Raw genomic sequence first — 20,467 nt, forward strand, 5'->3', positions numbered from 1 at the left:
AGGAAGTAAAAGGCATGGCAAACTATCTAAAAATAGCAAATATAAGTATAGATAATAGAAGTGCAGTATTTAATAATTTATATGATGATTTAATAGATAAATATTTGCAGGATAACAAACTTGATGCAGTACTAGAATGTATATCAATAAATGATTTGGAAAATTTAAATGGTTATGATGCAATTATTATTAAAAATGGAGATATAGATAGATTTAAAACTACATTTAATATAAAAAATATAGAAACAGAGGAGACTAAAATAATAGTCTTAAATGATACAAAAAATAACTTTAATAACATGCTTTTAGGTATAAGAAAATTATATGATCTTCCCATTGTTGAAGCTGCAGATAAAATAATTTCTGTAAATATTCAAAACTTAAAATATGATATTCCTGAAGATAAGTTAGAGTGGGTGTATGAACAGCTTCAAATAGCACTTCAAATATTGATTAATAATGGATATAAAATAAATGTATTTTCACTTAGCAGCAACGAGGATATACTAATAGATAACAAATCATGTAAAGGATTTATATATCAATTTCAAAATGATAATATTAAATATGTTGGAAATATAGAAAGCAGTGAAAAATTTGTTGAACTAATTAATGAGTCTTTGTTTTTTATAAATTTATCTATGGAGGCCAATATATTATGTACTTCATTTAAGAAAACATTTATTACATTTAAGCTACATGAAGAGTTTGAGGATTTTCTTAGTTATTTTGAATTAGGGAATATGGCATTTAATGCAGATGAATTTAATGCTGGAAAAATGTTAAAAAAAGTAGAAAAATTAAAGACTTTTCTTGAACCAGAAGTTATTGATAATAAAATAGAAAGTATATTTAATAAAAATAAAACATTCTTTTATGATGAATTGGTTAATATTAAACCTAGAAAATTGTTTAAAGACAGCAGGTTAGACACAGATGAAAATAAAGTTTATAATGATGGTGGAAAACGAAAAAGGAAAAAACCATTTATTTATAAACTAGATAAAAATAGTAAAAATAAATTGGAACTTGGCTGTGGTAAAAATCCTATGCCCAGCTGGATTCATTTGGATTACATGGAATTACCAGGAGCAGATGTGGTGGCAAATCTTGATACATGCGATGAGGTGCCGCTTCCTTTTGAGGATAATACTATAGACGAATTTTTTGGCAGTCATGTAATAGAACATATTTCAAAATCATTACCTATGATGGAAGAACTTCATAGAATTGCAAAACCAGGAGCAAGAGCTTTGTTTAAGTGTCCATATGGTTCTAGTGATGATGCCTTTGAAAATCCTACCCATGTAAGGCAGTATTTTTTACATTCTTATGGGTATTTTTCGCAGCCCTATTATTGGAGAGAAGATTATGGATACAAGGGAGATTGGAAAGTAGAAAAAATATATCTTGTCGTAAGTAAAAAAAGATATGAAGGTAAAACAGTAGATGAAATAATGTATGAAATTAATACTTTTAGAAATGTAGTTATAGAAATGACAGTAGAACTAAGTGCAGTAAAGCCAATTAGAGAACCTAAAAAGGAACTGCAAACTCCTGACAATATTCAATTTGTATTTGTATAGAAGATGATTCATCGAGGTATAGAATAATTATAATAAATTTTTAACTTATAGAGGTAAATATCATGGCAAAAGATTATGATTTTTATGTAAATGCTCAACCCAGTATTTATAAAAGTGTTGATAGAAAATTGAAGGTTTATTTTTCAGAACCAGATAGCGGTATAAATAATAATACGGGTATTTTATTACTAATCCCTGGATTTGGTGCAAATTCTAATTCAAACATATATAGAAAAATGAGACGTGATTTTTCAGATAAATATAATTTGGTAGTTTTGTCTTGTGATTATTTCGGATATGAATTTATGCAAAACATGCCATTTTTTATTGAAAAAAATATATTGGAAATCAATATAAATGGTGAATTTGTTAATTATAATAGCCCGTTAATTGATGATTTAATGGATGAATTAATGAAATCTCCTATGGAAAATCTAATGTTAGGCGGAAGACTAAAAATTTATGAAAAGCCTGAATACTGCTGTGATATGGGATTAATGCAGGCTATTGATAATATTACAGCAGTTCTTTCAGTTATATCTATTATTTATGATAATGATCTTAAATTTAATACTAAGAAAATATTAATTTATGGTAATTCTCATGGCTCGTATTTATCCTATTTATGTAATGCCTTTGCACCGGAGTTGTTTTCACTTATAATTGATACAGCAGCATATACATATCCAAAGTATATAGAAAAAAGACAACCTTGGTTTATAAAATATAATGATTCTATATTTAAAGCTAATGATAAATACATTGAGAAAACTATAAAAATACAGTTTGATATTAACTATATTATATCTAAGCTGTTCTGTGATTTAGATATTTTAAAACTTGATGTCTTATATAATCAATTCAATAATAAATGTAAAATTATATCTTTTCATGGAACTAATGATGATCTAACGCCTATCAGTGAAAAAAGAAAGTTTTGTGGTTCAATAGATAATTGTAAGCTGGATGAAATTATTGAAATTGGTGCAAATAAATCTGATAGCTGCATATTTCAAAATGACCATCATGACATAGGAGTAAATTTTATTAATTTATTTGATAAGATTATGAATGAATATGGCAGTACGTTCAAAACTTCAGAATATTTGGATTTTAAGAATGAGTATATTTATAGTACAATGGAAAACGAATATAAAATAAGTTATAGAGATATTTTGCCAAGATTAATTATTAATTCAATATAGTGGCTGATTTCATTATAAATATATAAGAAAGTAATTATTAAGATATTTTTTAAAATTTGAGGTGTATTATGGATTTAGAGTTAAAAGATTTTTTTCATTATGGTAAAAAGGAAGAAGAAAATTTGAAGAAAAATATTAAACTATTAGAAAAGTATCAAAATATTAAAATAAAAAATATAGATTTAAACTTACTTACTCATAAAGTGAAAAAAATATCTGAAAACTTTGTAACTCCATTTGTTTATAAAGAAGACATTTGGAAACCTTTGACAAAGGAAGATGGCTCAGATATAAATGAATTTGTAAATGAAATTAATTTAGAATATGTAGATGATGTGATAATTGTTTTTGGTTTTGGTATAGGTTATCATATTGGTGAATTACAAAAAAAATATCCTAATAACAGGATTCTTGTACTTGAATGTGATTTTGAAATAATAAAGATTGCTGCCATTTATGGTAATTTAGAAAATGTAATTTGCAGCGACAAAATTTCTATAGGATTATTTAAAGACAGTGAAGAGTTAAGCAAAATATTAAAATACTATTTTGGAGATCAAAATAGAGTTAGTTTTATAGCTGATTCTTTTGCTAATTACGACCAAATTTATGATAAAGAATTTCAAGACTTAGTTATTTTGATTGATGAGCTAAAATCAGACATTGAAAAAAATAGAGAGAAAAGAATTAAGCTATCTGAAGATATTTTAAATAGTAATAGCACGATTAATATTATTACTGAAGCAATAAATAATGCTAATTCATCAAACGAATTGGATGTTAACTTTAATATAAAAAGTTTATTGCAGGAAGTTAATCACAAGAGTGGGATAGTAAAAGAAGGCATAAAGTGTCTTAGTAAGTTATATGATTTTTCAATAGGAATAAAGAATATTAATGTTGAAAAAAGTATAAAAAGATTTAATGAAATAGAATCAGAAATTCAACTTAGTCCCATGCTTTTAATGATAATGGATATAGCTATGTACAAGTATTTAGATACTTTAAATGAGGATAAACAGGTTAAAATTAGAGTTGATGATGCTAAAAATAAAATTCAAATAAAAAAAATTATGTATAATTTGAAAATATATAAATACAGGCATGAGTGTATGGAAAAGTTATTAGCAAGTTTAACATACTAAATTTCTTCGCTAAGAAATTTAGTATGTAGTAGTTTATATAAAAAAATGAAAATAGATCTATTTTTATTTTTTATATAAAGTTTTTTAAATTTAAAACGAATAATTAAATAGGTAGAAAACATAGGAAATATAAGAAAAAAATATATGAAATGGATATAAAGTTTTCTATAAAGATACCGAATAAATTATATATAAAAGAGTCAGGACGACTAGTAAACCTATTATACTCTGCAGGAGGCAGAAGTGAGTAGGCGTATTAGTTGTATTTTTTTGATTATAAAAATCCATGGAGGGAAGACAAATGTTAGTATTAGGCAGGAAGCCAGGAGAATATGTGATAATTGGCAATAACATAAAGGTTAAAGTTGTAAAAAGTGGTAATGGAGATTTAAGACTTGCAATAGACGCTCCTAAAGATATAGAAATCACAAGAGGTGAAGTTTGGGAGCAGAAGAACAAGTGAAGAACTATTAATTAATCTTGTTAGTAAAGCCTTCGGGTTTAACTATAAATAAAAAAGTACGCAAGGAAGTGTACTATTAAGCAAAATCAGGGAGGGAAATTATTATGATAATTAACCACAATTTAATGGCAAATAACGCTATAAGAAACATGAACATTAACTCAAACAATGCAAGTAAATCAATGCAAAAACTTTCTTCAGGTCTTAGAATTAACAGTGCAGCAGATGATGCAGCAGGACTAGCTATATCTGAAAAAATGAGAGGTCAGATAAATGGTCTTGATCAAGCAGCTTCTAACTCACAAGATGCTATATCAATGGTTCAAACAGCTGAAGGTGCTTTGAATGAGACAACTTCAATTCTTCAAAGAATGAGACAACTTGCTAACCAATCAGCAAACGGAACTAACGTTACTGTTGATAGACAGTCTATACAGACAGAAATGAATCAATTGACATCAGAAGTTAATAGAATTGGTAATACTACAGAATTCAATACTCAGTCACTTTTGAAAGGTGATGGTTCTGTTAAGGTTGCTGGTTCAGGTTTAACTACTGGAGTTGGTAATTTAGCTGGTGGTGTAGATCCTTCAAAGACTGCAGCAACTCAATCCGCTACTATAACAGCAGTAGCAGCAGCAGGAGATAAATATACTGTTACACTTAACGGACAGGCACTTACAGTTACTTTCGCAGCATCAAATGCTGGTGGACAGGCAGCTCAGGCTATATATAATGTAACAGGTAGTGGAGCTACAGTTAATATTGAAGGAACTCCATCATTAAATGGTGCAGCAGATGGAATAAGAAGAGCAGTTCAAGATATGATTGATAATAATTCAGCTTTAAAAGGAAACTATACAGTAACAGGTAATGGTGCTAATATTACAATCACGGCGGTTACTGGTGGTACATTTGATGGTGCAGCTGGTAGTATAGGAGCATCAGCAGTAAGTGGTACAAGTCTTGCTGGAACAGCTGGAGCAGCAACTGGAACAACTAATGTTGGAACAGCAGCAACTGCTACTATTACTATAGGTGGTACTTATTCATCCTATATTGGAACTGGTATGACAATTGACAATCAACAAATTGAATTCTATGATGGAACTAAGGGAGCTTATACAGGTTCTGCAATTGGTGTTGATATTGCTTCAAGTGCAACAGCTGATGATATTGCTAAAGCAATAATTTCACAGGCTGGACCAAAGCTTACAGGTGTTACACTTGCTACAGGTGGTGCTGCTGGAAAGGTTACTATTTCAGCTGCAAATCCAGGTGTTGCAGGAGATCAAATGAAAGTACAGGATGGAAGTGTTCAGCAAAACTTTGTGACTACAATGCAGGTAGGAGCAAATATGGGACAGACATTCCAGATATCTATAGCAGATATGAGGTCAAATGCTCTTGGAATTGCTGGTATAGCTGGTGCATCTGTTGCAGGAGTTGCAGGTGCAAAATATACAGCAACAAATGTTGTTACAGATGGAACAAGTGCTACATTAAGGGAAGCAGCTCTTGATGTATCAACAACTGATACTGCTACAGCTGCCCTTAAAGTATTAGATAATGCTACAGCTGCAGTTTCAGCTCAGAGATCAGAGCTTGGTGCTTATCAAAATAGACTTGAACATACTATAGCAAACCTTGGAACATCTTCAGAAAACTTGACATCAGCAGAGTCAAGAATTAGAGATGTTGATATGGCAAAAGAAATGTCAGCATATTCAAAGAACAATATTTTATCTCAAGCTGCTCAGGCTATGCTTGCTCAAGCTAACCAACAGCCACAACAGGTTCTTCAGTTATTGAGATAAACAGTTAACCTAATTTAGTTACAAGTAAATTAATTACTATTAATAAGGGTGGAGTTTGTATTCCACCCTTATTTAATACAGAATATTAATTTTTTAGAAAGTTAAAGTATTTAATTCTGTAAAAAATTAATATCAAAACTGCAAGAGGGGTTGAAATTATGAAAATTACAGCATGTTTAATAACAAAAAATGAAGAAAAAAATATTAAAAGATGTATTGATAGTTTTAAAGAAGTTGTAGACCAAATAATTGTCGTAGATACTGGCTCCACCGATAATACAATTGGCATAGCAAAAGAGTATGGTGCTGAAATATACAATTATGTTTGGAAGGATGATTTTTCTCAACCCAGGAATTTAGCTCTTTCTAGAGCAAAAGGCGACTGGATAATATTTTTGGATGCGGATGAGTACTTTTATGGAGACACTAGTAAAAATATACTTAAGATTATTAAAGGTATCGATAACAGCAAAAACATAATTGGAATATATTGTCCCCGAATAAATATTGACACTGTAAAAAATATTAAGGTTACGGATTATATGGTGAGAATATTTAGAAATAAGGAATCTATGAGATACCTGGGCAGGATTCATGAAAATGTATATGATAATGGAAAAAAGATAGATTGCTTTACTGTAGATAAAAAAGATATAACCATTTATCATACAGGTTATTCTTCTGAAATTCTTAAAAGTAAATATGAAAGAAATTTATTCTTATTACAAAAAGATGTAGACGAAGGAAAAGAAACAGCCCAAACTTATTTTTATTTTGGTGACTGCTATTTTTCACTTGAAAATTATGAACTGGCGATAAAATATATGAAAATGTATATTGATAGTGGTGAAGAAAATGGGGGATATAATACAAAACCGTATTATATAACCATAGCTTCAATGATGATGTTGAATTCACCTTATGAGTCTGTAAGAAAGGTAATTGATGAAGCCATAGCAAAAAAACCTAGTTATCCTGAGTTCTATAGACTTTGGGCATCTTTAGAACATGTTTATGGAAGTTATGATAAATCATTAGAACTTTATAAAAAAGCATTTGAACTTAATGAAAATTACAATGATATAGAACACAATAATTTTGAGGCCAATGTATATAATGCCTATTATAATATGGGAAGGCTTTATGAGCTTGAAAATGATAACATCAACGCACTTGAGCATCAGGTTAAGTCGTTACAGCAAAATAAATATTTTGATGGGGCATTTCAATGTTTGTTAGGATTAATAAAAAACGAGAATTATTCTGATATAATTTTATTTATTAACAGTATTTATGATATTGATAATGAAAAAGATATTGAATTTTTGGTTAACCAAACAGCAAAAGTTAAATTAGGAAAAGTGCTTTATTATTATGAAAACATAAGGTTAAATAAATTTAAAAAAGAAGATAATAAAATAATGTTTACCTTATACTCAAACGAAAATTATGAAGAAGCGTATAAATATTTTTCTAAGTGCTATTTTGATGAGTGGAGTTATACCTGGGTACAGTTTTCAGTGCTGTCTGCACTGTTGAGTAAAGATGTTAAATTAGTAGAAGAAATAAAAAATTATGTAAAGCCATCTTTTAAAAGAATCATCGAAGGGTACTTTGAAAATAGAAATGTAAAATTTATTAAAGAAGATAAGGCTGATTATTTAAAATTGCTGAAAGAAATAGTATTAGTTAAAGGAAATTCAATCGAATTAAAGAAGTTTATTGAATTAAAAAATAATTTTGAGGAAAATATATCTTCCAGTATAGGAAATATATTGTTTGAATGCAAACAGTATATTGAAGCTGTGAATAACTATAATGACTCGCTGAAGGATGCAGGTATATATTACGGAATGGCATGTAAATGTATCGGAGTATGTTATTTTAAAATGAAGAATTATGAAAAGAGCCTTGAATATATGCAAAAGGCTGTAGAAAAAGAATATAAACCTAAAGAAGTAAAACAATATTTGATCTGGCTGGAGAAAAAAGTAACTGATCAAATATTAAAAATGAAAGCAAAAGAATTGCTTAATAATTTTTAGGGGGAAGTAAAAGATATGATGAACTATCTAAAAATAGCAAATATAATCAGTAATAGTGAGAGTATGCTGATTAATGATATAAGTAGACAAATATTAAAAAAATGTATATTAGATTGTAAGTTAAATGCAGTTGTAGAAGATGTAAAAGTATATAATCTAGATTCAAATTATGATTATGATGCTTACATAATAAAAAAAGAGGATAGTATTAAATACAGTTATCTCATAGATGCTTTGGAAATTGAGGAAAATAGATTAATTGTATTAGAAGATAGTAAAGAAAATATTCTTTTAAACGTAGGAAAACTTTATAGGTTAGAGAATCAAATGAAAGGGAAAAAAATAGTTGTTGCTAATATTCAAAAGATAAATTATGATATAACAAAGGAAAAATTTGATTGGGTATATGAGCAGCTTGAAATTTCATTGCAGATCCTTCTTAATAAAGGATATAAAATAAAAATATTTTCAATAAGTAAAGAAGAAGAATCAATTGAAAACAAAAAGCTTTGTGAAGATTTTGTATATAAATTTCAAAATAAAAATATCCAGTATTATAGAGATGTACAATCGGTAGTAAAGTATATTGATGTAATAAGAGATGCTGAAATGTCGATTAATTTATCTATGGATGCTAATATATTATGTGCAGCACTGGGGAAACCATTTATTACTATTAATTTAGATAGAAGTTATACGAACTTTTGCAAAAAATTTGGATTAAATGACGTTATCTATAATATAGATGAAATAAATGTTGGTAAAATAACAAATAAAATTTTTAGTTCAAAATCAATGTTTGAATGTCAACAAATAGAAAAATTAATAAATCTGTCCTATGAAAAAAATACTAAAGTTATAGAAGAAAAATTAAAAGTCATTAAGGTAAAAGAAAAAACTAAAAGTATTAGAAGTATTAGAAATATTTCAAATAATAAAATTTATAAGCTTAATAAAAATAGTATAAATAAATTAGAACTTGGATGTGGCAAAAATCCTATGCCTGGTTGGATTCATTTGGATTATATGAATTTATCGGGAGTGGATGTGGTAGCAAATCTTGATACATGTGATAAAGTGCCTCTTCCTTTTGAAGATAATACTATAGATGAATTTTTTGGCAGTCATGTAATAGAGCATATCTCAAAGCCATTACCTATGATGGAGGAACTTCATAGAATTGCAAAACCAGGAGCAATAGCTGTGTTTAGATGTCCTTATGGGTCAAGCGATGATGCTTTTGAAAATCCTACACATGTGAGGCAGTATTTTTTACATTCTTATGGATATTTTTCTCAGCCATATTATTGGAGAGAAGATTATGGATATAAGGGAGATTGGAAGGTTAATAAGGTAACTTTATTCTTAAGTAAGAAACGTTATCAATATAAGTCAAAAGAAGAAATATTTTTTGAAATAAACAGCTATAGAAATGTTGTCCTTGAAATGATGGTAGAACTTATAGCTCTTAAGCCTATTAGGGAACAGAAAAAGGAACTTCAAACTCCAGATAATATAGAATTTGTGCTTGTGGATATGTAGATAGAGATAATTTCAAGATTAATCTTTAGGGGGAAACGTTATGAGAAGTATTAAGGAAATTTTTAATGATGCAGTAAAAAAATATATGGATTATCCAAAGGAAGTTAACATTGAAACCACAGGAAGATGCAATGCAAAATGTGTATTTTGTCCACATGATTCAATTGAAAGAAAAAACACACAAATGGAAGATGCTCTATTTTTTAAAATCATCAGTGATTTGAAAGAAATACCAAAGGAATTATTGTATAATATATCACCATTTAAAGTAAATGAACCCTTAATGGATAAAACTTTTTTCGATAAAATGGAAATAATCAATAGAGAATTACCTAATGCTTATATAAGATTCTTTTCTAATTTTAATATGGCAACAGATGAACATATTAAAAGGTTATTCAGAATAGAAAATTTAAGCCAAATATGGATTTCGTTAAATTCAATGGATAACTTAGAATATAAACAATTAATGGGCTTAAATCTTGATAAAACTCTTGAAAATATAGATAAATTATTAAGATATAAAAAGAATAATGGAATTAATAAGAAAATAGTTATTTCAAGGGTTAATGATAATACTTCAAATGATAATACATTTGTGGATAAGTTAAAAGCTAGATTCAAAGAAAATATGGATCAAATACAAATATCATTAATTCCAAGAGGAGAGTGGATTGATCATAATTCTTTTAATAAGGTAACAACCTATGAGAAAAGAGAATGTCTGCGATGGTTTGAGATTTCTATTTGTTGTACTGGTGAGGTTTCTTTTTGTTGTATGGATGGGAAATGTGAATATAGTATAGGAAATGTAAATAATCAGTCTATCCTTGAAATCTATAATAATCCTAAATTTAAAGATTTAAGAAAGGAAAGTATAAATAGAAGTTTAGTTGAACCTTGTAAATTTTGTACTTATGATTAGAGGTGAATAATATGACTATTTATAAGGCGCTAATTCCACATTATGTCATGGAATTTAAATGTATTGGTCCACAATGTGAAAGAAATTGTTGTGCTCAAGGGTGGAAAACGGACGTTGATAAAGACCATTTTTTAAAATATAAAAAAATAGTAAATCGAGAATGGAAAGATAAGTTTCAAAAATATGTTAAAAGAAATAGACAAAATGTAGAGAAGCAATTTGAGAATCTATTTTATGCTAAAATTCATTTGGATGAAAAAGGCAAATGCTCATTTTTGTCTGAGAACATGCTGTGTACTATTCAATCAGAAATCGGTTGTGAGTATTTGTGTAGAACTTGTAGTATGTATCCAAGAGAGTTTATAAATGTAGATGGTGTACTTCAATGTGCACTTACAACAGCCTGCCCTGAAGCTGCAAGAAAAATGTTATTAAATAAAGATGCTATGCAGTTTGACTTTATTGATACTTATGAGTATGATTGGGATTTTAATTGCATTGTTCATACTAATAAAAATCTGAAATTCAATGGTGCACTAAAATACTTTTATGAAATAAGAAACTTTATTATAGATGTACTACAGTTAAAAAATTATTCCTTAGATAAGAGGTTAGCAATTTTAGCTGTATTTGTGCGTGAACTTGAAAAACTAATAAAAAATTTAAATATTGATACTATACCGGAACTTTTACAAAATACTGTATCTAAAATTAATAATGGAGAAATAGATAATATAATTAATTCAATAGTTGTACCATCTCAGGTACAGTTAGCTGATTTAAATGAAATTATTCAATATAATTTTACTTTTGTACATCAAAAACAATATATGATGTATGTTAGTGAGTTTTTAACAGGAATTTCATATTCAAAGGATGTTCTTTTTGAAGTGATTGAAAAGAATTATGTAAATTCGTATGATGAATATTTAAAACCGTTTTTAAATGAATATGGATATATATTAGAAAATTACATGGTAAATGATGCTTTTAAGAATGTAATACCATTTGGGGAAACAATTTCAAGTAACGTGTTTGAAGAATTTTATAACTTTGTACTTAAGTATTCTATTATTAAAATGCTTTTAACAGGTATTGGAGCATACAGAAAGGGAATTACTCCTGAACATGTTATAGACTTAATATCTGTATTCACAATCAGTGTTGATCATTCTAAAGTTTATATGGTAGAAGCATTAAAAAAATTAAGAAATAAAGGTTTACTTAATTTAGAGGGCTTAATATATTTGTTAAAATGATTTGTGAGCATACTTTCTTAAGTATGATAGTTTTATGCTGGTAAAATGTATTTTTAGGAGAAATGTACATGTTAAGTTTATGTATGATAGTTAAAAATGAAGAAGAAAGTTTAAGAAACTGTCTTGCTAAGGCAGCTTCTTTTGTAGATGAAATAATTGTAGTAGATACAGGATCAAAGGACAATACACAGAGCATTGCCTTAGAGTTTACAGATAAAGTTTATAACTTCAAATGGTGCAATGATTTTTCGAAAGCTAGAAATTTTTCTATATCTAGAGCTTCAAATGATTGGATACTTGTGCTTGATGCAGATGAGTTTATTACAGATTTTAACACAGAACATGTGGATAAATTTGCAAATTATTCTTCAAATAGAAATAAAGTAGGCAGAATTCGAATAATTAATATAATAGATAGCTTAAGTGACAATAAAAAATGTATGGAAAGAGTAAGTAGATTTTTTAACAAAAATTATTTCCATTATGAAGGAATAATTCATGAGCAGCTTACAGCTTTGGACGGTAAAGCGTATAAAACAGATATGATAGATATAACTGTAGAACATGTGGGTTATACACAGGAAGTATTAAATAAAACAGATAAACTTAAAAGAAATATAGATTTATTAGAGGTAGCAGTTAAAAATAACTCACAAGATCCATATTTTTATTTTCAACTAGGTAAGTCCTATTATATGATGAAGGACTATAAAGCTTCTGCTTTTTGTTTTGAGAAAGCCTTATCCTTTCAGTTGGATTTCAGACTTGAATATGTGGAGGATTTAGTGGAAACCTATGGTTATTCCTTAATTAATAGCGGCAGATATCAAGATGCCCTTGTTTTAGACAACTGCCTTGATGTTTATTCAAAGTCTGCTGATTTTCATTTTCTTATGGGACTAATATATATGAATAACGCTAAGTTTACACAGGCAATAGAGAGTTTTTTAGAGTGTACTAAATTTTCGTATAGTAAGGTAGAAGGAATAACTACATACACTTCTTATTATAATATAGGGGTTATTTATGAAGTGCTTGGTTTTAGAGAAAAAGCTATAGAATATTATAATATGTGTGGTGACTATGAGCAGGCAAGAAACAGGCTCAAAATGCTTTAGAACCCTAGGAATGTAAATTTTGGGAGCTAAGAACAGCTGTAAATTGTTGTCCTTTTTTTATCTTAAAAAATTTAAAAATTTCAAATAATACATTTATTAAAAAGGACAGTTAAATGGAATTTTTAATTTAATAATATTTTTAATTGTGTAAATATTTGCATTAATTTAACGATAATTGTTATAAATAGAGTATAAAACTAAAAACGATTTTAAATATTATTATAATGTAAGGTGATAGGTAATGATTATAAATCATAATTTAAGTGCGTTAAATACATGCAATAAACTTAATTCTGCAGCAAAGTCGAAATCTAATGCCATGGAAAAAGTATTTTCAGGCATGAGGATAAATGAAGCTGCAGATGATGCAGCGGGTTCTAGTATATCAGAGAAAATGAAGGCTCAAATTAGGGGACTAGAACAGGCAGGAGAAAATATTCAGAATGGAGTATCACTAGTTCAAACAGCAGAAGCAGGGCTTGGTTCAATTCAAAATCCAAATCTTCAGAGAATGAGAGAGCTTATACTTCAAGTATTAAATGGCACGTTAAAGCAATCAGATAGAATGATAATTCAAAATGAGCTTGAAAATATAAAAGGAAGCATAAATGATATTGCCAACAATACTGAGTTTAATACGATAAAGGTGTTAGCACCACCAAGTGTACAAAATAACGTTCCGCCCAAATGGACACCAGGTACAGCTGATATTGTATTTATAATAGACAAAACTTCAAGCATGGGATCTAAAATATATGATGTAAAAAGTAATATAGATGGATTTATTAATAAAATAACTAGAAATGGAATTGATGTAAATATGGGATTGGTAACTTATGGCGATGTTAATCCTTCTGATGGTGGGGATCCTATTGTAAAGACAGCAATTACAAATGATTTGAGTACATTTAAATCCTATATAAGTAGTATAACACCTACAGGTGGAGGAGATACTAATGAATCTGGACTTGAGGGAATTGCTGATCCAACTAATGGAGCACTGTCATATAGCTTGAGATCTGATTCGGCTAAACAATTCATTTTAGTAACAGATGCAGATGTCCATGATAGTACTGCTAATGGTGATGGTGATGGAAAGTCTGCATTTGATATCCATAATGTAGCTTCAGATGTTAAGAGTAAAGGAATTAAGTTAACTGTAGTAAGTAGTGAAGATAGTGCACAGCTAAAAATATTATCAGATACAACAGATGGTGATTATATAAATATGAATTTTGATTTTGAAGATAAATTAAGTACTTTTGCCAGTAAGATATTAGTTGATGCTGGATGTAAGCAAGAAATAAATGAAGAAAAAATGCCTACACTAAATCTTCAAGTAGGAGCAAATTCAGGGCAAGAATTTCAAGTAGAGCTTTTTGATGCTAGAACTAAACATTTAGGTATAGATGATGTTAAAATTGATCCAATTGAAGAAGCAGAGAAATCTTTAAAAAAAGTAGATAAGGCTATAGATTTAGTATCAAGTCAGCGTGCAAAGTTTGGTACATACCAAAATGCTTTAGAGCATATAGAAAAAAATGTTGATAATTATGGAGGCAGCATATCTAGTGCAGAATCAAGAATTACGGATGCAGATATGGCAAAAGAGATTATGGAAGTGACAAAAAGTAGTATTATCGAACAATCTGCCCAGTCTATTTTAAAACAGGCTGAAAAGATGCCCAAAAGTATAATAAATTTAATGGATAAATGGCAAGGCGGGAAGAGTACCACATAAAATAGATACCATAAAACATTTCGATCTGTGCATTAAATTTTTTAAAGAACTAACCTATAAAACTTATTACATATGAAGCTACCCCTACAGACAAAAAACAAAGAATCACAGAAATATTAACAGGGGGTAGTCCTTGTACTATTAGTATTTGAATATTTCCTTATCTTTAGACCATTTTTTCTTAATTATTCTACCTTTTGTTCCTGGTATTTCTGGATTTTTTTAATATATTCTCAAGATGATCTGATATACCTTTTTTTAATACTTTCCTATTGAGATCTATAAATATCTTTTCAACAGCATCTATGCTTTCTGCATCTTTTTCGCTTATATCAGTATCATAAAGTACTCCTATTTTGCTCTGGATGATATTTAATGCTAATAAAGATCTAAATAATTCTTCTAATGTGCCATATGTAGGTTTACCACTAGTTTCAGTGAAATTATTTAATGACATGGGTAATTTTATGGCAGTTAGAAAAATTAATTTCTTATGATCATAATAAAAATATATTGTTTATAATGGAAAAATATGATTGATATATATTATAATAAAGAAGTAAGGCGATAAGTTTTATTAAGATTTACACTATCTATAAAAAGGTGGTTTAAAAATATGGGAAAGGAATTTAATGTAACGGGGACCTGCATACCTGAAATGCATTATATGGTAGATATATCAAATAAATTGGATAAAGTATTTAAACTTGTTGAAAAGGGAAAGTATTTTGTGATAAATAGACCCAGACAGTATGGAAAGACTACAACTTTGTATATGATTGAAAGGGTATTGGCTGAGAATGAAGAATATCTTGTTATTTCTATAAGCTTTAAAGGTGTTGGAGATTTAATATTTGAGAAAGAACAAAGCTTTGTAAAAGCATTTTTAGAAATAATGGCTGACAGTCTACATTTGCAGCATGAAGAGTTAGCAGCCTTTTTAGAAGAAGAAAAAAAGAATGTAGTGAATTTTAAAGATTTATCAAGAGCTATAACTAAGTTTATTATAGCTACTAATAAGAAAGTAATCCTTATGATAGATGAAGTGGATAAGAGCGGTAATAATCAATTGTTTTTAAGTTTTTTAGGGATGCTTCGAAATAAATATTTACTCAGAAATGCAGGAAAAGACAAAACTTTTCACAGTGTAATACTTGCAGGAGTACATGACGTCAAGAGTTTAAAACTTAAAATAAGGCCTGATGAAGAACACAAATACAACAGTCCATGGAATATAGCCTCGGATTTTGATGTGGATATGAGCTTTTCAAAGGAAGAAATAGAAACAATGCTAGATGAATATATAAAAGATAAAGGAGTAAAGCTTGATAAAGAGTACTTTTCAAAAAGGTTGCATTTTTATACTTCAGGATATCCTTTTCTTGTAAGTAAACTATGTAAGATAATAGATGAGAAAATAATGCCTGAAAATGAGCTTGAGTGGAAAAAAGAATATATGGATAAAGCTGTTAAGAAACTTTTAAATGATGATAATACGAATTTTCAAAGTCTGATTAAAAATATTGAAAATAAAAGGGAACTATATGATTTTGTAAGGAAAATAGTTCTAGATGGAGAAGATATAGTATATGTAAAAAGTGATGAGATAGTAAATTTAGGGGCATTATATGGTATTTTAAAAGAAGAAGGTGGAAATTGCAAGGTAAATAATAAAATTTATGAGCAGCTTATATATAACCACATGATGATGAAAGTAATAAGAAATAAAGAATATGCTGAAATATCTAAATATAACTATAAATCAAATTTTATAAATCAAGATGGTAGTTTAGATGTAAAAAAAATACTCTCAAAATTCCAGCAGTTTATGAAACATGAGTACTCGGAAAAAAGAAAGTCATTCTTAGAAGCAGATAGCAGACTTCTATTCTTAGCTTTTATAAGTCCAATAATAAATGGAACAGGCTTTGCTTTTAAAGAAGTGCAGGGCGGAGAAGAAAAGCGGTTTGATATAGTTATTACTTATAGTAAAAAGATGTATATAGTGGAGCTAAAGGTATGGCATGGTGAGGAGTACCACGAAAAAGGGCTCGTCCAGCTCAGAGAATACTTGGAGCAGTACAGTTTGACTCAGGGATATCTTTTAATATTTGACTTCAGAAAATTTAAGGGCGAATCAGGGAAAGTGGATGAGGTTAATATTAATGTAGGCAGCAGGAAAAAGAATATAGTAGAAGTCTATTGTTAGATATTCAGTTGGTGTAGAAATCGAGAACGTACCTAGATTTGTGTAAATCAAATCTAGGTACGTTCTCGTGCAATAATATTAGTTGAAAGTTAAGTTAGTTATACATAAGTACTTATTTTATCCTTCCTGGATTTTTTGGAAGAAGGAATATTCTTATTATCATCGGCTATTGTATCATCGGTTTTACTTTTTTTGGAAGACTGTTTTTCTTGATTTCCTACATTTTTCTTTGTAGCATTTTTGATTTCTTTTGTTTTAGACGAAATCTGGTCATCTATCTTTCCTATATTGCAGGATAGTTTATCCATTTCAGCCATCTGAAAATTAGAATAGGTTCCTTTTATTGGATTGGTTTCACTTAGGATAACATTCATTTGCCTTTTCATACCAGCTTTAATAGTATACATTTTAGATAATTTAGAGACATTTGAAGCAACTTTTATTAAATTGTTTAATTGTATTGATTTCTGTGAGTTTTTATCAGATTCTATTTTTTCATTAGAATTTTCTTTCTTTTTTTGTTTCTCTTCATTCTCCTTTTTATGAGTTATTTGTTCTGATTTGATTTCAGCAATTTTTGAATCTATTTGCTCAATTTGCTTGCTTAAATCCTTAATATTGGATTGTTTCGTTTTTTCGTCCATATTGCTATCTTTAATTCCTTGGATTTGATCCTGAATTGATTCTTTTTCTTTTTCCAAAGCTTGAATTACATTATTATTAGATTTAATATTACTTATTGAATTTTTTTTATTTTTTTTGTCTAGTTTATTATCACGAGATAAACCATTTATATCTACAGTTTTTGATTGAATTGAATTTATAGTCATGTAATCATCTCCAAAACAGATTTTATATAATAAGATCTTTCCAAAACGTTTATCGTTACAAATATGGAAAACTTAACTATTTGTTATTTACTTTGGTATAAAGATTTCCATTTATCTACGATAACATAAATAGTTAATCAATGAATCTTACTTAGTGGGAAAAGCAGAGAACTTAAATCTTTGATTTAAAGTGAATCGCTTTCTCTTTAGAGTTTTGTTTCTCCCACTAAGTTTAGATGAATTATCTAGGGGCGTAGCTACTGTTATCTCCCACTTTGATAGAAGTGGGAGTGTTACAGTAGGTAGCCATCAGATAAAAGAGAAACGAAATATTTAACTATCCGTTGTTAATTTTCAACTTTTAAGTAGAAAGGCGTGTAATTATGAATATTTCAAAAATTAAATTTAAAAGTAGTTTTTTAAGTATCTACAATAATCAAAATAAGAAATTATCAAATGCGATAAAAACAAGGTTAGATTCTCAAAAATCAATGGCTGATACTTTAGAAATAAATGAATTAAAAGTTGAATTAAGTAAAGCGCAAACTTCAGAGAAACATATACAAGAAGGGGTTTCTTTTCTTCAAGAGGAAAATAAGGCTGTAAATTCATTAAAAGATATGTCCCAGAAATTGAAACAAATATCTTCCGAATATAATAGTGGTAAATTGACAGATGAAGATAAGAAAGCTGTGGAAAAAAAGGCCAATGAAATAATAAGTTACATGAATAGTGTAGTAAACTCTACTTTTGGAGATAATACTTTTAAGGATAATCAGATTAATGTAGAAACTAATCATGGATCTGATATTGTTATAGATTTAAAACCTTTTGATATAAGTATGGATTCTGATGAGGATAAAGACAATAAAAAAAATGGCGATGGGAAATTTCATATTGAAGGGAAGCTAGGCATAAGAGATATATTGAAAGACACTAATAGAATAGAGAGTAATTTGATAAAACCTTTGGATAAATATTCTGATAATATAAAAAGTCAAATAGGAGGGCTTGCAGATGATGCTATGTATCAGAATATGGTAGTAGATATGTCAGTTAAAGACTTATGCCAATTAAAGGCTATGGATAAGTATACTGCAACTATTGCATTAAATAATTCCAAAATGATTTTAAAAAATGCGACTAATGCATTGGATTGTCAATCATCTAGGTTGGAAAATAGTACTGTTTCACAACTTCTGAGTTAATTTTATTAAAAAGGAGTTTATGATGCTAAGTATATAAATTTACTTTGGACATATGTAAAAAGGAAAGCATATATTTTTTAATTCCACTTTATGAAGTGGAATTTTATGCCTTATGCTATAACAAAAAAATTTGATTTTATAGGTACGACTCTTTTACTCAGCAGTGAAAAAATAATATATATTACTTTAATATGGTAGTAAGAAGAGAAGAAGTAGCAGTGCTCAGATATGACGGGGCCATATTTATAAGATAAAAGAGGATATTAAATACTTTTATAGAATAAATTAAATAATATGAAGTAATCAGTTCACAAATCATCTAGAATTATTAATTATTTTTATATGCGGAAAAGAGGTAGAATATGATGAACATATTAGTTACAGGAGGAGCTGGCTTTATTGGACACTGGATAGTAAAAAAACTGCTAGAAGATGGTCATAGAGTTACAGCCTTTGATAATTTATTTAATGGAAGAATTGAGAATATACAGGAATTTAAAAATAATTCTAATTTCAAATTTGTAGGTGGAGACGTAAGAGATGAAAATAAGCTAGATGAAATATTTAAAGAGAAGTTCGATATAGTATATCATTTGGCCGCATCTATAAATGTTCAAGACAGCATTGAGGATCCAAGAACTACTTTCTATAACGATGTAGTAGGTACTTTTAATATACTTGAGAGAGGTAGAATTCAAATGTTCGGTAGAAATGGCAAGATGGATGGGGACGGTTGGATTCTTGATGCTAATGAAGATACTTATCCATGTAAAGTTGTGTTTACTAGTACATGCATGGTTTATGATGTGTCAGGTCAGGAGGGAATAGATGAAAAGCATCCAGTAAAGCCTGTGTCACCTTATGGGGGAAGTAAAATAGCAGCAGAAAATATGGTACTTTCCTATTACAATGCATATAAACTTCCAACGGTAGTTGTAAGGCCTTTTAATACTTATGGGCCATTTCAGAAAACTGGAGGAGAAGGTGGCGTAGTTGCCGCATTTATAAATAATTCACTGCATAGTAGAGATATAAATATATATGGTTCAGGAGAGCAGACTAGAGATCTTTTATATGTTAAGGATTGTGCGCAATTTTTGGCAATGACAGGGTATTGTGATAAAGTCAATGGACAGATAGTTAATGCTGGTACTGGAAGAGATGTTACTATAAATGAATTAGCCCAAATTATTACGAAAAACAGAGTTAAAATAAGACATGTAAAGCATATTTATCCTCAAAGTGAAATTATGAAATTAAAGTGCAATTATAAGAAGGCAAGAGAACTTATAAATTGGGAGCCGGAATATACATTGGAGAAGGGAATTGAAGAAACTGAACGTTGGGTAGAGGGAACTAAACTGATAAAATAAT

16 protein-coding genes are annotated in these 20,467 nt (G+C 28.8%); 14 read left to right on the top strand and 2 right to left on the bottom strand.

Going from position 1 to position 20,467, the window contains the following annotated elements; all coding sequences use genetic code 11:
• Positions 1–14 precede the first annotated feature (14 nt).
• The 11 genes from WY13_RS21950 (at position 15) to WY13_RS17100 (ending at position 14,846) form a co-directional block, all read left to right on the top strand.
• Positions 15–1,586 (top strand): methyltransferase domain-containing protein, encoded by a 1,572-nt coding sequence (locus WY13_RS21950; RefSeq protein WP_242866539.1) that lies wholly within the window; start codon positions 15–17, stop codon positions 1,584–1,586.
• Positions 1,587–1,648: 62 nt separating this feature from the next.
• Positions 1,649–2,791 carry a DUF2920 family protein gene (locus WY13_RS17055; RefSeq protein ID WP_063556786.1) on the top strand — a complete coding sequence of 381 codons (1,143 nt, stop codon included), beginning with the start codon at positions 1,649–1,651 and terminating at the stop codon, positions 2,789–2,791.
• A gap of 68 nt (positions 2,792–2,859) precedes the next feature.
• Positions 2,860–3,936 carry a hypothetical protein gene (locus WY13_RS17060; protein WP_063556787.1) on the top strand — a complete coding sequence of 359 codons (1,077 nt, stop codon included), beginning with the start codon at positions 2,860–2,862 and terminating at the stop codon, positions 3,934–3,936.
• 301 nt (positions 3,937–4,237) lie between these two features.
• Positions 4,238–4,399, top strand: coding sequence for a carbon storage regulator (locus WY13_RS17065; RefSeq protein ID WP_063556788.1), 162 nt, complete (start codon positions 4,238–4,240; stop codon positions 4,397–4,399).
• A gap of 104 nt (positions 4,400–4,503) precedes the next feature.
• Positions 4,504–6,216: a flagellin gene (locus tag WY13_RS17070; RefSeq protein WP_063556789.1), complete on the top strand. Its 1,713-nt coding sequence runs from the start codon at positions 4,504–4,506 to the stop codon at positions 6,214–6,216.
• Positions 6,217–6,374: 158 nt separating this feature from the next.
• Positions 6,375–8,261, top strand: coding sequence for a glycosyltransferase (locus tag WY13_RS17075; RefSeq protein WP_063556790.1), 1,887 nt, complete (start codon positions 6,375–6,377; stop codon positions 8,259–8,261).
• A gap of 15 nt (positions 8,262–8,276) precedes the next feature.
• Complete coding sequence (locus WY13_RS21955) at positions 8,277–9,803, top strand: methyltransferase domain-containing protein (protein ID WP_242866540.1); 1,527 nt, start codon at positions 8,277–8,279, stop codon at positions 9,801–9,803.
• A 40-nt stretch (positions 9,804–9,843) separates the two neighbouring features.
• Positions 9,844–10,728 carry a radical SAM/SPASM domain-containing protein gene (locus WY13_RS17085; protein ID WP_063556791.1) on the top strand — a complete coding sequence of 295 codons (885 nt, stop codon included), beginning with the start codon at positions 9,844–9,846 and terminating at the stop codon, positions 10,726–10,728.
• An 11-nt stretch (positions 10,729–10,739) separates the two neighbouring features.
• A complete protein-coding gene (gene fliB / locus WY13_RS17090; protein ID WP_063556792.1) occupies positions 10,740–11,987 on the top strand; it encodes a flagellin lysine-N-methylase in 1,248 nt (415 codons plus the stop codon).
• Positions 11,988–12,055: 68 nt separating this feature from the next.
• Positions 12,056–13,105 carry a glycosyltransferase gene (locus WY13_RS17095; RefSeq protein WP_063556793.1) on the top strand — a complete coding sequence of 350 codons (1,050 nt, stop codon included), beginning with the start codon at positions 12,056–12,058 and terminating at the stop codon, positions 13,103–13,105.
• 241 nt (positions 13,106–13,346) lie between these two features.
• Positions 13,347–14,846 carry a flagellin gene (locus WY13_RS17100; RefSeq protein ID WP_063556794.1) on the top strand — a complete coding sequence of 500 codons (1,500 nt, stop codon included), beginning with the start codon at positions 13,347–13,349 and terminating at the stop codon, positions 14,844–14,846.
• A gap of 190 nt (positions 14,847–15,036) precedes the next feature.
• Here the strand turns inward: WY13_RS17100 and WY13_RS17105 are convergent, their stop codons facing one another.
• Positions 15,037–15,303: a hypothetical protein gene (locus WY13_RS17105; protein WP_063556795.1), complete on the bottom strand. Its 267-nt coding sequence runs from the start codon at positions 15,301–15,303 to the stop codon at positions 15,037–15,039.
• 159 nt (positions 15,304–15,462) lie between these two features.
• On the opposite strand from WY13_RS17105, the gene WY13_RS17110 reads away from it, so the two are divergent.
• Positions 15,463–17,055: an AAA-like domain-containing protein gene (locus WY13_RS17110; protein WP_063556796.1), complete on the top strand. Its 1,593-nt coding sequence runs from the start codon at positions 15,463–15,465 to the stop codon at positions 17,053–17,055.
• A gap of 98 nt (positions 17,056–17,153) precedes the next feature.
• Here the strand turns inward: WY13_RS17110 and WY13_RS17115 are convergent, their stop codons facing one another.
• The gene (locus tag WY13_RS17115; RefSeq protein ID WP_063556797.1) at positions 17,154–17,885 is read right to left on the bottom strand and encodes a hypothetical protein; all 732 of its coding nucleotides are present in this window, start codon (positions 17,883–17,885) and stop codon (positions 17,154–17,156) included.
• A 383-nt stretch (positions 17,886–18,268) separates the two neighbouring features.
• Here WY13_RS17115 and WY13_RS17120 point away from each other — a divergent pair, with 383 nt between their 5' ends.
• Together WY13_RS17120 and WY13_RS17125 are read left to right on the top strand one after the other, a co-directional pair.
• Positions 18,269–19,093 carry a hypothetical protein gene (locus tag WY13_RS17120; RefSeq protein WP_063556798.1) on the top strand — a complete coding sequence of 275 codons (825 nt, stop codon included), beginning with the start codon at positions 18,269–18,271 and terminating at the stop codon, positions 19,091–19,093.
• A gap of 365 nt (positions 19,094–19,458) precedes the next feature.
• Positions 19,459–20,466, top strand: a complete 1,008-nt coding sequence (locus tag WY13_RS17125) for a dTDP-glucose 4,6-dehydratase (protein ID WP_063556970.1) — start codon at positions 19,459–19,461, stop codon at positions 20,464–20,466.
• Position 20,467: the final 1 nt, after the last annotated feature.

The sequence above is a fragment of the Clostridium ljungdahlii genome (assembly GCF_001636845.1).
GTDB lineage: Bacteria > Bacillota > Clostridia > Clostridiales > Clostridiaceae > Clostridium_B > Clostridium_B ljungdahlii_A.

Excerpts from the sequence above, each read along its gene's own strand:
- WY13_RS21950 (WP_242866539.1), top strand. The coding sequence starts at position 15 with ATGGCAAACTATCTAAAAATAGCAAATATAAGTATAGATAATAGAAGT.
- WY13_RS17055 (WP_063556786.1), top strand. The coding sequence starts at position 1,649 with ATGGCAAAAGATTATGATTTTTATGTAAATGCTCAACCCAGTATTTAT.
- WY13_RS17060 (WP_063556787.1), top strand. The coding sequence starts at position 2,860 with ATGGATTTAGAGTTAAAAGATTTTTTTCATTATGGTAAAAAGGAAGAA.
- WY13_RS17065 (WP_063556788.1), top strand. The coding sequence starts at position 4,238 with ATGTTAGTATTAGGCAGGAAGCCAGGAGAATATGTGATAATTGGCAAT.
- WY13_RS17070 (WP_063556789.1), top strand. The coding sequence starts at position 4,504 with ATGATAATTAACCACAATTTAATGGCAAATAACGCTATAAGAAACATG.
- WY13_RS17075 (WP_063556790.1), top strand. The coding sequence starts at position 6,375 with ATGAAAATTACAGCATGTTTAATAACAAAAAATGAAGAAAAAAATATT.
- WY13_RS21955 (WP_242866540.1), top strand. The coding sequence starts at position 8,277 with ATGATGAACTATCTAAAAATAGCAAATATAATCAGTAATAGTGAGAGT.
- WY13_RS17085 (WP_063556791.1), top strand. The coding sequence starts at position 9,844 with ATGAGAAGTATTAAGGAAATTTTTAATGATGCAGTAAAAAAATATATG.
- fliB (WP_063556792.1), top strand. The coding sequence starts at position 10,740 with ATGACTATTTATAAGGCGCTAATTCCACATTATGTCATGGAATTTAAA.
- WY13_RS17095 (WP_063556793.1), top strand. The coding sequence starts at position 12,056 with ATGTTAAGTTTATGTATGATAGTTAAAAATGAAGAAGAAAGTTTAAGA.
- WY13_RS17100 (WP_063556794.1), top strand. The coding sequence starts at position 13,347 with ATGATTATAAATCATAATTTAAGTGCGTTAAATACATGCAATAAACTT.
- WY13_RS17105 (WP_063556795.1), bottom strand. The coding sequence starts at position 15,303 with ATGTCATTAAATAATTTCACTGAAACTAGTGGTAAACCTACATATGGC.
- WY13_RS17110 (WP_063556796.1), top strand. The coding sequence starts at position 15,463 with ATGGGAAAGGAATTTAATGTAACGGGGACCTGCATACCTGAAATGCAT.
- WY13_RS17115 (WP_063556797.1), bottom strand. The coding sequence starts at position 17,885 with ATGACTATAAATTCAATTCAATCAAAAACTGTAGATATAAATGGTTTA.
- WY13_RS17120 (WP_063556798.1), top strand. The coding sequence starts at position 18,269 with ATGAATATTTCAAAAATTAAATTTAAAAGTAGTTTTTTAAGTATCTAC.
- WY13_RS17125 (WP_063556970.1), top strand. The coding sequence starts at position 19,459 with ATGAACATATTAGTTACAGGAGGAGCTGGCTTTATTGGACACTGGATA.